Consider the following 11,963-nt stretch of genomic DNA (forward strand, 5'->3'; position numbering starts at 1 on the left):
ATGTCTCATGGCAGATCCGGCCACGCACCTCGCGTCGGAGGCCGAAACGGCGGGTGACACCGATGTCACCTCTCGCATCCGCGACGCGATCCTGCAGGGCGAGTTCGCACCCCATCAGCGGCTCATCGAAGCGGATCTTTCGGAGCGTTTCCTCGCTTCCCGTGCGACGGTGCGCTCTGCGCTCATGCACTTGGTGAGTGAGGGTCTCGTCGAGCGCCTGCCCAACAAGGGTGCGCGTGTGCGCTCGATCTCGGTCGACGAGGCGATCGAGATCGTCGAGGTGCGCGTTGGACTCGAGTCGTTGTGCGCGCGCAAGGCCGCCGAGCGGGTGACGGATGCCGAGGCCGACGAACTCCGCCAGATCCGCGACGACATGACACAGGCGGTGGCGCAGGGAAATCTCCTGGAGTATTCCCGCCTGAACCAGCTCATGGATGCGCGGTTGAGGCAGATCAGCGGGCACGCGACCGCGAGTGTCCTGCTCGAGCGCCTGCGCGCTCAGTCTGCTCGTCATCAGTTCCGCCTGGCCTTTCATCCCGGGCGCGCGACCGAATCGGCGCCGGAGCACGCTGCGATCATCGACGCGGTCATCGCTCACGATGGGGATGCCGCGGAGGCGGCGACCCGACAGCATCTGTGTGGCATCGCCACGCTGCTGCGCGCAATGACGTAGTCGGGGCGAAAGGCGCGAACGCCCTCCGCCCCGGCGGTCGGTGCTGTGTGCATCGGTGAGAGTGGTGTGGGCCGAAGGATCGCGCCTCCGACCCACACCCCCGGATCAACCGAAGCTCATCGCGTCGGAGTAGCCGTTGCCGTTGTACTTCTGGACGACCAGTTCGGAGACGGCGGGGAGACCGTCTTCGGTGGTGTTCACCGACGTGCCCTCGAGCATGAGCGGAGCGACGAAGTCGGAGATCGTGCGCAGCTGCGTCATGAACTCGTCACGCGTCGGCGTGGTCATCTTCTCGAAGACCTGCTCCAGGGTGGCACCGACCATGTAGCTCCACGCGCAGTGCGGGAAGGCCGGTGTGTCGGGGTAGTCCGCGTACTCCGCCAGGTCGGACAGGAACGTCTGCATCTCGGGGTCGTCGGCGTAGGCGGGGCTGGCCGCTGCCTTCGCGAACGACACCGTGTAGACGCCCGGGAAGACAGCCGCGCCGGCGGGCTCCAGGATCGCGCCCGGCGAGGACGTGTTCGAGGGCTGGAACCAGCTGGGCAGCCAGTCGAGTTCCTGTGCCTTCTGCATCGCCGAGATCACCAGCGGCGTGATCGACATCGCGTTGAAGATCACGTCGGCGCCGGTGGCGGCCAGCTCGGTGATCTGTGCATCGACGGTCGTGTCGGTGGCCTCGTACGAGAGCTCCTTCACGATCTCCACGTTCGAGGCATCGGCAACCGCGTCCGTGAAGCCTTCGACATAGCCCTTGCCGTAGTCGTCGTTCTGGTAGAGGATCGCCACCTTGTGGTCTTCTCCGGATGCTGCGAGCAGATCTCCGAACGCGGAGCCTTCGTTCTGATAGATCGGCACGAAGCCGAGCTGGTAGGGGCTCTCGGCCTGGTCGCTGAACAGCGGGTCGCCGGTCATGATGAGAACCTGCGGCACCCCATCGGCGATCGCGGCCTCGCGGAACGCGCGGTTGGTCGGGGTGCCCAGGCCCGCGGTCATCAGGAAGACCTCGTCCTTGAGCTGGTCGTAGTTGGCCTTGGCCTTCTGCGGGTCGTACGCGTCGTCGAGGGCTGTGATCTCGACCGTGCGGGTCTTGCCGTCGCCGAAGGTCACGCCGCCCGCCGCGTTGACGGCGCCGAAGTAGGCCTCGATGCCCGCGACGGTGCAGGTTCCGGGGCCGGCGGTCGCGCCGGAGAGCGGAGTGGTGATGCCGAGGGTGATTGTCGTGTCGGTGATGCCGGGGCTCGGTGCCGACGTCTCGTCACCGCCGCCTCCGCCGCGGGAACAGCCGGCGAGGGTCAGCGCGAGCACCGACGTCATGGCGACGATGCCGACAACGCCCTTCGTTCTCATTCGCATGTTCATGCCTGGTCTTGCCTCTCTGTTGGGGTTCCCTCCGCGGGGTTCTGCTGTGCTGCCGCAGGCGGAGAGCTCTGGGGGCCGTGGCCGGTGCTGCGACCGCGGCGGATCATTCGGCGGATCGTCCGAGGCAGCGATACGAGGCCGCCGGGGAGGACGAAGAGGACGGCGAGGAGAATCGCGCCCTGCAGGACCGCCGTGAGGTTCGGATCGATGATGTTCGTGAGCTGGGGGACGAGGACGTAGTAGGCGCCGCCGAGCAGTGAGCCGACGATGCTCGCCGCACCGCCGATGACCATCGACGCGAGCAGCGTGATCGAGTGCGGGAAGCTCATCGTCTCTGGGGAGGTGTACTGGATCACGAACATGTAGAGGAACCCGCTGACGCCGCCGATGAGGGAAGCGACGGTGAACGCGAGAACCTTGTAGCCGTAGGGTGAGATGCCCATGGATGCCGCGACAGCTTCGTTGCTCTTGACGATGGCGAACGCGCGGCCGTACTTGCCAGTCACGAGCTGTCGGGTGAGCAGGAACACGACGAGGGTGATCGCGATCACGACGTACAGCTGCCACTGATCGTTGAAGAGCCCGGTCCATTCCGGGGCATCCGAGAACCGCGAGGACAGTCCCTGGGATCCGCCCGTGATGTCGGAGAAGCGCTTGGCCAGGGGGACGCCCACGATCGGCAGCGCGATCGTCACCATCGCGATGGCGAGCCCTCCGAGTCGGGCTGCCGCGAGCGCGATGACCAAGCCCACCACGGCCGGGATGGCGAAGGCGGCGATGAAGACCAGGACGATGTTCCAGTCGTTGGTCACACCGTATGCCGTCACGTAGGCCCCGAGTCCGACGAAGAAGATCTGACCGAGCGAGACCTGGCCGGTGTAGCCCATCACGACGTTGAGTCCGAGCACGGCAACGGCGAAGACACCGACGCGTGCCAGCGTCAGGTTCGTGAACTCCGGCAGCACGAGCGGCAGCACGATGAGCGCGACGGCGAGAACGGCCCACAGGCCCCACTTCACCCAGGGGCGCTGCCAGATGCTGGGCGCCGTAGTGGGGGCGAAATCGAGATTCGTCATCACACTCGCACCACAACTTTCCGACCGAACAGGCCCTGGGGTCGCACGATCAGCACGACGAAGATGAGGATGAACGGCACCGCGATCTTGAGGTCGTGGCCGATGAAGGGCACGTAGACCGCGGCGAGGTTCTCCAGCACTCCGATCATCCAGGCGGCAACGACCACGCCGATCGGGCTCGACATGCCACCGAGAATCACCGCTGCGAGGGCGTAGACGAGAGGGCCGTCCATCATTCCCGGCGTGAGGGTGAGATCCGGCGCGACCAGGGCACCGGCGATGGCCCCCAGCGACGCCGCGAGCCCCCAGCCGACCATGAGCATTCGGCCGACGGGGAGGCCCGAAAGTGATGCGGAGTAGGGGTTGACGGCGACCGCGCGCAGGGCGAGCCCGAGCTTGGTGCCGATGAACAGCGCCTGGAGGAGCGCCATCACCACGACGATCACGGCGACGGTGCCGAGTGAGCGCACACTGATGGCCGCGCCGAACACCTCGACGGTTTCCAGCGGGAACAGCGACGGGAAGAGCTGGTTGTTGTAGGTCCAGATCCACGCCACGACCCCCGTGATGAGGGTCAGCAGACCGATGGTCACCACGACCGCGGTATCGGGATCACCCCTTTCGAACCTTCGCATCAGGTACCGCTCGATCACAGCGCCGAAGAGGAACGACACGATGATCGAGATGAGGATCGCGAGGATGAGCGGGACGCCCATGGTCGTCATCCACCAGGCGATATAGGCGGAGAAGACCGCCATACCGCCCTGGGCGAAGTTCACCATTCCGGTGGATTGGTTCACGAGCACGATCGCCAGAGCGAGCGCGGCGTAGATCGATCCTGTCGACAGACCGTCGACGACGAGCTGGATGAAGGTATCCACGCGTCAGCCTCCCAGGTAGGCACGGCGGATCTCGTCCATGCCCTTGAGTTGTTCAGTCGGACCGGTCAGCACGTTCCGACCCGTCTCGAGGACGGTGGCGGACTCCACGACGGTGAAGGCGAGGGTCGCGTTCTGCTCGACCACCACCATGGCGATGCCCGACTCTTTGCGCAGCCGTGCGATCGCGGAGTAGACGGTGGCCGCGGTGCTCGGAGCCAGACCCAGGGAGGCCTCGTCGAGCAGCATGAGGCGGGGCCCCGCCATGATTGCGCGCGAGATCGCGAGCATCTGCTGCTCGCCGCCCGAGAGGGCAGACCCCTGCGAGCGGATGCGGTCGCGGAGATTCGGGAACAGGTCCAGGCAGTACTCGATGTCCTCGGCGACTTTGCGCGTGTCTCGGCGCAGGTACGCACCGACGCGAAGGTTTTCACGTACCGTGAGGTCGCTGAGCGTGCCACGTCCCTCGGGGACGTGGGCGATTCCGAGCGCGGCGATCTGGTCCGGGCGCTTGCCGATCAGGCTCTTGCCGTCGAAGAGGATCTCGCCGCGCGCCTTCACCGAGCCCGAGATCGCGCGCAGCGTCGTGGTCTTACCGGCGCCGTTGGCGCCCAGGATGCCGACCGCGCCGCCTTCGGGCACGCTGAGCGAGACATCCTCGAGCACCTGGACCGGTCCGTAGAACGCAGCGACGTCCCTGAGCTCAAGCAGCGTCATCGGAGACCTCCTTTCCGATGTACGCCTCGATCACACGGGGGTCGTTCTGCGCTTCGGCGGCAGTGCCGGTCATGAGCGTGCGACCGTGGTCGAGGACCATGACCCGGTCGGTGAGGGCGGCGATCAGACCCATGTGGTGTTCGACGATGATGACGGTGATGTCGTCCTGGTCGCGGATCGAACGGACGGTCTCGATCAGGTGCTCGACCTCGGAGTGCGGGAGTCCGGCGGCCGGCTCGTCGAGAAGCAGCAGACGCGGGTGCATCATCAGCGCACGGCACATCTCGATGCCCTTGTGAAGACCGTGCGAGAGCTCATCGGGTCGCATATCGGCGGCCCATCCGAGACCGACCCTCTCCAGCAGCGCGCGTGCTTCGGCGCGCATCGCTTTCTCGGCGCGTCCGGTGTGGGGGAGTTTCAGCGACCACTCGACGGGCCCGCCCGGCAGGCGCGAGTGGGCTCCGAGCATGACGTTGTCGAGCACGGTGTTGTGCAGTTGCAGCGCGGGATGCTGGAACGTCCGGGCCAAGCCGTGTCGGGCCAGGTTCGACGGCCGGGAGCCTCGTACCTCGGTGTCGTCGATCTTGATGGAGCCGGCGCTCGGCGTGTAGTGACCGCTGATGCAGTTGAACAGCGATGTCTTTCCCGCGCCGTTCGGACCTACGAGGCCGAAGATCTGGCCGGGTTCGGCCTCGAAGCTCACATCGTCCAGAACATTCACGCCACCGAAATGCAGACTGACGTCTCGTACGGTGAGCCGAGCGGCCATCGCCACCTCCGGGGTGTTTTCGCATCTTTGCGGGCACAGGACTGCTGTGTCTTGTGTCTGTGGACGGTACTTTTGCGCGCCGAAATTGTCAACATTTTTGAGCGCGATGCACAAGTCGTTGCCGTTTCGTTGCCTGCGATGTGTTCGCGAGGCCGCGCACGTCTGTGTGCACGACATCGAGAACACCACTATCGGGGGCGCCGCGGGAGGGGTCTTCGATTCAACGGAAACCATCTGTGAGGTCGTGTGCGGCCGTGCCTAGCATGGGGCCGCAACCCCCGACAGGAAGGTCGATGATGACATCCGAATCCCTCTCACAGGCGATCGAACGCGTCGGCAGCGCCGTGAGCCTGCTGCGCAACCAGAACTGGCCCGCGTTCACCTTCCCGGTGGCGCCCGAGTTCACCAACTGGCGCGACGAGCAGCGCGCGTGGAACACCACGGTCGCTCTCATGGACCAGTCCCACCACATGACGCAGCTGTTCCTCGGGGGCGACGACCTGATCGAGCTCCTCTCGTCGATCTCGCCGAACACCTTCAAGACGTTCCGTCCCGGCGTCGCCAAGCAGCTGATCGCGGTCAACAAGGACGGCTACCTCATCGGTGACGGCATCCTCTTCTACAACCACGCCGGTCGCGAGGGTCTCGTGCTCATCGGCCACCACCTGCTCATCGACTGGGTGCGCTACAACGTCGAACTCGCCGAGGCCGCCGGCAAGGACGTGCACTACCGCCTCGAGCCCAACTCGCACATGCGCGACGGTGCGCCCACGTTCTATCGCTACGAACTGCAGGGCCCGCAGGCGGATGTCGTGATGGAGAAGATCTTCGGCGGCCCTGTTCCCGAGATCAAGTTCTTCCACATCGGCGATGTCGAGATCGCCGGGCGTCCTGTCAAGGCCCTCCGCCACGGCATGGCCGGGCAGCCCGGATTCGAGTTCTACGGACCGTGGGAGGACAACCAGGTCGTTCTCGAGGCGCTGATGGAGGCGGGTGCCGAGTTCGGCATCCGTCGCGTAGGCGCCAAGGCCTACTCGTCGTCCCCGTTGGAGTCGGGCTGGGTCCCCACCCCGTTCCCCGCGATTTTCGACGAGGACTTCGCCGAGTACCGCACGTGGCTGCCTGCAGCTCGCGCGGGGTCGGTCGCGGGTTCGCTGTACTCCGACGACATCCACGACTACTACATGACGCCCTTCGACCTGGGGCTGGGGCGCTCGGTGCGCTTCGACCACGACTTCCACGGCCGTGAGGCCCTCGAGAAGATCGCTGCGAACCCCACCCGTCGCAAGGTCACCCTGCTGTGGAACGCGCAGGACGTCGCAGACATCGTGCGCTCGCAGGTGGAGCCGGGCACGCCCGCGAAATTCCTCGACTTCCCGAAGGCGCGCTACGGCCTGTTCCAGATGGACGAGGTCGTCAAGAATGGCGAGCGCGTCGGCATCTCGACCGACGCCGGCTATGTTGCCTTCGACCAGCTGTACATGTCGCTCGCGACGCTCGACAACGAGATCGCCGACGGCGAGGAGGTCGAGGTGGTGTGGGGTGAAGACCCGATCAGCCGCAAGGACTCGGTCGACCAGAACCACCGCCAGGTGAAGATCCGGGCGACCGTCGCCCCGGCGCCGTACCACGAGTTCGCCCGCACGGTCTATCGCGCCGACGACTGACACTCACACGCCGCGGCCGTCGACACCACCGGATGTCGGCGGCCGCGGCGCTGCGCCACCTCCGCCGGCACCGGCATGTCCCACTTTCTGACGGTGCCGTGAGGGAGAGCCTGGGCGGGAGTAGCATCAGGGACGTCGAGGAGGACGGGATGGCGAGAGCGTCGGGCGGTGAATCCGTCCTGCACAAGCACCTGCGGGTGCTGGATGCCTTCGATGCCCGGCATCCGTTCCGCACGCTGAGCGAGATCGCCGCGGAATCCGGCCTTGCCGTGTCGACGGCGCACAGACTGATCGCCGAGCTCGAAGCGGAAGGCATGCTCGAGCGACTTCCCGACAAGACCTACCGCCTCGGCGTCCGTTTGTGGGAGTATGCGGCGCGCACTCCCGGAGCGCTCGGTCTGCGCGAGCTCGCCCGGCCCTGGCTGGGCGCGGTGCACGCGCGGGTGCGACAGCACACGCAGCTCGCCGTGCGCAGCGGCCTGGATGCGCTGTTCGTCGAGCGGATGTCGACCCCCGACGCCGTCATCAACGCGACGCTCATCGGCGGACGAATTCCGCTCCCGCTGAGTTCGAGCGGTCTCGTGCTGCTCGCCGCGGCCGACCCGAGCATCGTCGACCAGACGATCGAACGGGGGTGGCCGCTGCACACCTCGCAGACGATCCGCGACGGCGGTGCGCTGCGGCGGGCGATATCGAAGACACGATCCGACGGATTCGCCGTCGCCGAGGGGCAGATTCACGAGGCCTCGCGGGGGATCGCCGTTCCCGTCTACGGGCCCCACAACGTGCTCTATGCGGCGTTGGGGGTCGTCGTCCCGAATGACCGGACGTCACCTCTGCCGGCGGTGGAGGTGCTGGCGCTCGCCGCGGCGGGCATCCGTCACGCCCTCGAAGAGGTGTACCTGCCGGCGGATGCCGGAGGCGATCCCGCCCCCGGCATCCGTGCGCTGCTGACCAGCTCGCGCAGTTCGCTCGACTATCTCGCCGAGCTCGACTCCGATCAGCGGAGTCCGGTGGTGCGCCAGCCGCCCTGGTATTCCAGTCGCGCGGTCTCCGCGTAGGGCACCGGGCTCACGATCGCGCGCACGGCGAACTGATCGTGCGGCTCGACGGTGGTCTTGCCGGAACCGCCGTCGGGCTCGCCCCACACCACGCGCACCTCGGCGCCGACCGGAACATCCGCGTCGACCGTTGCCAGTGACAGGCCGCGCTTCTCGTTCGCGGTCACACCCGTGAACAGTGAGAGGCCGACGGTGTTGCCGTCCCCGTCGATGACGGCGTCGTAGTTGCTCGATCCGTAGTTGGCGTTCGGAAGATCGAAGAACTGGTATCCCGGGCCCTCACGGTCGAGGACGGACGAGAGGATCTTGGACAGGTCCTCGTCGTTCCACGCGAGAGTGACCTTCTTGCGCTGGGTGGTCGGGTCGATCTTCTCGAGCGCATCGCGGCCGATGAAGTCGTGATCGAATTTGACGAACGAGCCGTAGCCGAGCTCCCACGGGCTGAGGTAGTAGTCCTCGATGTTCGATGAGACGAACGAGCCCGCGAGCGCGTTGATCGCCTCATAGCTGTTCGCGGGCAACCACTCGCGGTAGGCGCGCTCGGCTTCGCTCGAGTAGATGGCGGGCAGCGGCGAGGGGATCCAGCCTGATTCGAGCGTGTTCGACGAATAGGCGCGGGAGCCACAGGGCTCGATGCCGAACTCCCGGCCGGCCTCCAGGATCGCGTCACGGATCTTGCCGTGCTGCTCGTAGGGGCCCCAGATCTCCAGGCCCGGTGCTCCTGCCATTCCGTGGCGCAGGGTGTGCACCTTCTCGCCGGCGATCGTCATCTCGCCCATGTGGAAGAACTTCACCTTCTCGACCGGGCCTCCGGCGAGCTTCTCGATGATCGGCCAGGCGTTCGGTCCCTGGATCTGGAAACGGTAGTACTCGCGGTGCACGGCGGCGCCGTACGGACGCGACGGGGAACGGTCGTCGTAGCGGAACTCGAGGTCGTATCCGCCCGTCTCGGCGTGGAACTGCAGCCAGTTCGCGCCCGGGGCGCGACCCACATAGACGTAGTCGTCCTCGCCTTCGCGGAACAGGATGCCGTCACCGATCACCCCGCCATTGGAGGCGGTCGGGACGAATTGCTTCGCCGTGTTGAGCGGGAAGTTCGCGAAGCTGTTGATGCCGGTGTCGCTCAGCAGCTTCAGTGCGTCAGGGCCTGAGACGAAGAAGTTGACCATGTGGTGGCTCTGGTCGAAGAGCACCGCAGAGTCGCGCCAGGCCTTCTGCTCGCGCCGCCAGTTGCTGAACTCGGCAGGAACCACCGGGTAGATGTAGGTCCCGAGCTGCGAGTCGCGCAGCATCCGGACGGTGTCGCCCTTTTCGTCCAGCAGTTCCTGCAGGTTGCTCGCCATGAGGTGTCCTCGACTTCCTTGTCGTCAATGTGGCTACAGCGATGATCGTATGCAGGAAATTTACCTATGTCCAGAGGGAAATTTCCGTAGCCAAGATTGTAGACAGAATCTTGACCGCTCGGCCCTCATGTGCTTCTCTCGACATCGTCACCCCACTCGTCAAGGAGGACGCCGCGTGGCCACTTTCGAGAACTTCGACCTCGCTCACCTGGGAGCCGTCGAGCTGTTCACTCCCAGGTTCGAGGAGAGTCTGCACTTCTTCCGCGACATCTGCGCGATGCGCGAGGTGGCGCGGATCGGCGACTCGGCGTACCTCCGCTGCTGGGACGAGTACCAGCTGTACACGCTCAAGCTGACGGCCTCAGACACCAACGGTGTGGGGCGTTCGCTGTACCGCACGACCAGCGAGGAGGCGCTCGAACGCAGGGTGAGGGCGATCGAGGCGTCCGGCCTCGGTCACGGCTGGCGCGAGGCCGAGGTGGGCGTGGGTCGCTCGTACGAGTTCGAGGATCCGGACGGGCACCTCATGGCGCTGTACTACGACACCGAGCACTATGTGCCGGATGACGAGGATCGACCGGCGCTGAAGAACCAGGCCGCGGCCTACCCGGGCCGCGGCATCAACGCGCGCCGGATGGACCACATTAACTACCTCGCGTCCGACGTCAACGCCGCGGGGGAGTTCTGGCGGGATGTCATGAAGTCCCGCGAATCCGAGCGCGTCAAGCTCGACGATGGCGGCTACGGCGCGTGGTGGTTCCGCTTCCACCAGAAGTCCTACGACGTCGTCTACTCCGACGACTGGACCCGTCAGCGCGGCCGGTTCCACCACTTTGCGATCGCACCGGACTCGCGTGAGGACATCCTGAAGGCCGCCGACATCTGCCTCGAGAACGGCATCTACATCGAATATGGCCCGTACAAGCACGCGATCAACCAGACGTTCTTCCTCTACGTCTGGGAGCCCGGCGGCAACCGCATCGAGTTCGCCACGGCGCAGGGTCGTCTCCTCCTCGACCCGGACTGGCCGGTCGTCGAATGGACCCAGGCCGAGCGCGCGAAGGGCCAAGCGTGGGGCATGAAGACCGTGCCGACCTTTCACACCCACGGCACGCCCTACGTCGAGGATCAGGAAGAGATCGACAAAGCCGCGCTCGATGGGCGAACGTACGTCACGCCCGAGCGCGACGAAGAGTCCGCATAGACGCGAACGGACGGCGAGGTACAGGACCGGGCCTCGCACCCCAGCCTGACGTCACCCCCAGACGTCCGCGGCGGTATCGACGACAAGGCGGACCTTGGCCCACTGCTCGTCCTCGGTGAGGACGTTGCCCTCCTCGGTCGAGGCGAAGCCGCACTGCGGGCTGAGGGCGAGCTGGTCGAGGGGGGCGAAGGTCGCCGCTTCCGCGATCCGGGCCTTCAGCAGCTCCGGGTCCTCCAGCTCGCCAGACTTCGACGTGACAAGGCCCAGGACGACGCGCTTGCTGCCCACGGGGAGGAACCGCAGGGGCTCGAACCCACCGGCGCGCTCGCTGTCGTACTCGAGGAAGTAGCCGTCGTAGTCGGTGTCGGCCAGCAGCTCCTTGGCGACCGGCTCGTACCCGCCCGACGAGATCCAGGTGGAGCGGAAGTTCCCGCGGCAGACGTGCGTCGTGATCGTCATGTCTGCGGGACGCGCTTCGAGGATGGCGTTGAGCATGGCCGAGTAGCGGGCCGCGATGCCGTCGGTCTGGATGCCGCGGGCTTCGGCCTTCTCGAGCTCGACCTCCGAGCACAGGTAGGCCCAGGCCGTGTCGTCGAACTGCAGGTAGCGGCAACCGGCGTCGTAGAAGGCCACGACGGCGTCCCGGTAGGCCTGGATGAGGTCGGCGACCATCGCATCGCGATCGGCGTAGACCGTCGCGTCGATGTTCTCGGGCTCGAGGCGGAAGTCGAACACCGTGGGGGCGGGGATCGTGAACTTCGGGACGACGCCCGAGACCTCGGCGACCGCAGCCAGCGCGCGATAGTGTGCGAGGAAAGGGTGCGTCTCGGAGAACCCGATCTTCCCGGTAACCGTCAGTCCGCGGGGCTTGGTCTGCACACCCTGGAACTGAATACCGTGGTCGAGCTCGACGACCTCGACACCGTCGAGCAGTCCGTAGAAGTCGAAGTGCCACCACGAGCGGCGGAATTCGCCGTCGGTCGCGATGGTCAGGCCGCTACCGGCCTCCGTGGTCACGAGATCCGCGATCGCGGCATCCTCGACGGCTCGGAGTGCGTCGGCGTCGATCACTCCCGCGGCGAACTGCGCGCGGGCGTCGGCGAGGGTCGCGGGTCGGAGGAAGCTGCCGACGATGTCGGCGCGCCGGGGAAGAGCGTTGGTGTTCACACGGCGAGTCTATTTCGCGACGATGCCTCACGCGCGAGGGGTCGCAACA

General features: G+C 66.2%; 11 protein-coding genes. 4 read left to right on the plus strand and 7 right to left on the minus strand.

Annotation, left to right across the window (positions count from 1 at the left end):
* The first annotated feature begins 7 nt into the window (after nt 1-7).
* Nucleotides 8-673: a GntR family transcriptional regulator gene (locus ABD206_RS00935; RefSeq protein ID WP_344067944.1), complete on the plus strand. Its 666-nt coding sequence runs from the start codon at nt 8-10 to the stop codon at nt 671-673.
* 105 nt (nt 674-778) lie between these two features.
* Here the strand turns inward: ABD206_RS00935 and ABD206_RS00940 are convergent, their stop codons facing one another.
* From ABD206_RS00940 to ABD206_RS00960, 5 genes are read right to left on the minus strand one after another with little or no spacing between them, the layout of a single operon-like run.
* The gene (locus tag ABD206_RS00940; RefSeq protein WP_344067946.1) at nt 779-2,020 is read right to left on the minus strand and encodes an ABC transporter substrate-binding protein; all 1,242 of its coding nucleotides are present in this window, start codon (nt 2,018-2,020) and stop codon (nt 779-781) included.
* Nucleotides 2,021-2,028: 8 nt separating this feature from the next.
* The gene (locus tag ABD206_RS00945) at nt 2,029-3,108 is read right to left on the minus strand and encodes a branched-chain amino acid ABC transporter permease (protein ID WP_344067948.1); all 1,080 of its coding nucleotides are present in this window, start codon (nt 3,106-3,108) and stop codon (nt 2,029-2,031) included.
* Nucleotides 3,108-3,989, minus strand: a complete 882-nt coding sequence (locus ABD206_RS00950; RefSeq protein WP_344067950.1) for a branched-chain amino acid ABC transporter permease — start codon at nt 3,987-3,989, stop codon at nt 3,108-3,110. Before ABD206_RS00950 ends, ABD206_RS00945 begins: the two co-directional genes overlap by 1 nt.
* 3 nt (nt 3,990-3,992) lie before the next feature.
* On the minus strand, nt 3,993-4,703 hold the full coding sequence (locus ABD206_RS00955) for an ABC transporter ATP-binding protein (protein WP_344067952.1): 711 nt from the start codon (nt 4,701-4,703) through the stop codon (nt 3,993-3,995).
* Entirely contained in the window at nt 4,690-5,472 is a 783-nt protein-coding gene (locus tag ABD206_RS00960; protein ID WP_344067954.1) for an ABC transporter ATP-binding protein, read from the minus strand. The genes ABD206_RS00955 and ABD206_RS00960 overlap by 14 nt, the downstream gene beginning before the upstream one ends.
* A gap of 296 nt (nt 5,473-5,768) precedes the next feature.
* Between ABD206_RS00960 and ABD206_RS00965 the strand changes: the two genes are divergently transcribed.
* Together ABD206_RS00965 and ABD206_RS00970 are read left to right on the plus strand one after the other, a co-directional pair.
* A complete protein-coding gene (locus tag ABD206_RS00965; protein ID WP_344067956.1) occupies nt 5,769-7,139 on the plus strand; it encodes an aminomethyl transferase family protein in 1,371 nt (456 codons plus the stop codon).
* A 149-nt stretch (nt 7,140-7,288) separates the two neighbouring features.
* Nucleotides 7,289-8,200, plus strand: a complete 912-nt coding sequence (locus ABD206_RS00970; protein WP_344067958.1) for an IclR family transcriptional regulator — start codon at nt 7,289-7,291, stop codon at nt 8,198-8,200.
* On the opposite strand, the gene ligM is transcribed toward ABD206_RS00970, so the two are convergent.
* Nucleotides 8,140-9,543, minus strand: coding sequence for a vanillate/3-O-methylgallate O-demethylase (gene ligM, locus ABD206_RS00975; RefSeq protein WP_344067960.1), 1,404 nt, complete (start codon nt 9,541-9,543; stop codon nt 8,140-8,142). The genes ABD206_RS00970 and ligM overlap by 61 nt on opposite strands.
* A 175-nt stretch (nt 9,544-9,718) precedes the next feature.
* On the opposite strand from ligM, the gene ABD206_RS00980 reads away from it, so the two are divergent.
* Nucleotides 9,719-10,747, plus strand: a complete 1,029-nt coding sequence (locus tag ABD206_RS00980) for a VOC family protein (RefSeq protein ID WP_344067962.1) — start codon at nt 9,719-9,721, stop codon at nt 10,745-10,747.
* 51 nt (nt 10,748-10,798) lie between these two features.
* On the opposite strand, the gene ABD206_RS00985 is transcribed toward ABD206_RS00980, so the two are convergent.
* Nucleotides 10,799-11,914 carry a 5-methyltetrahydropteroyltriglutamate--homocysteine S-methyltransferase gene (locus ABD206_RS00985; RefSeq protein ID WP_344067964.1) on the minus strand — a complete coding sequence of 372 codons (1,116 nt, stop codon included), beginning with the start codon at nt 11,912-11,914 and terminating at the stop codon, nt 10,799-10,801.
* Nucleotides 11,915-11,963: the final 49 nt, after the last annotated feature.

The organism is Microbacterium sediminicola, from assembly GCF_039531125.1.
Taxonomy (GTDB): domain Bacteria; phylum Actinomycetota; class Actinomycetes; order Actinomycetales; family Microbacteriaceae; genus Microbacterium; species Microbacterium sediminicola.

Excerpts from the sequence above, each read along its gene's own strand:
- ABD206_RS00940 (WP_344067946.1), bottom strand. The coding sequence starts at position 2,020 with ATGAGAACGAAGGGCGTTGTCGGCATCGTCGCCATGACGTCGGTGCTC.
- ABD206_RS00945 (WP_344067948.1), bottom strand. The coding sequence starts at position 3,108 with ATGACGAATCTCGATTTCGCCCCCACTACGGCGCCCAGCATCTGGCAG.
- ligM (WP_344067960.1), bottom strand. The coding sequence starts at position 9,543 with ATGGCGAGCAACCTGCAGGAACTGCTGGACGAAAAGGGCGACACCGTC.
- ABD206_RS00970 (WP_344067958.1), top strand. The coding sequence starts at position 7,289 with ATGGCGAGAGCGTCGGGCGGTGAATCCGTCCTGCACAAGCACCTGCGG.
- ABD206_RS00935 (WP_344067944.1), top strand. The coding sequence starts at position 8 with ATGGCAGATCCGGCCACGCACCTCGCGTCGGAGGCCGAAACGGCGGGT.
- ABD206_RS00955 (WP_344067952.1), bottom strand. The coding sequence starts at position 4,703 with ATGACGCTGCTTGAGCTCAGGGACGTCGCTGCGTTCTACGGACCGGTC.
- ABD206_RS00965 (WP_344067956.1), top strand. The coding sequence starts at position 5,769 with ATGACATCCGAATCCCTCTCACAGGCGATCGAACGCGTCGGCAGCGCC.
- ABD206_RS00960 (WP_344067954.1), bottom strand. The coding sequence starts at position 5,472 with ATGGCCGCTCGGCTCACCGTACGAGACGTCAGTCTGCATTTCGGTGGC.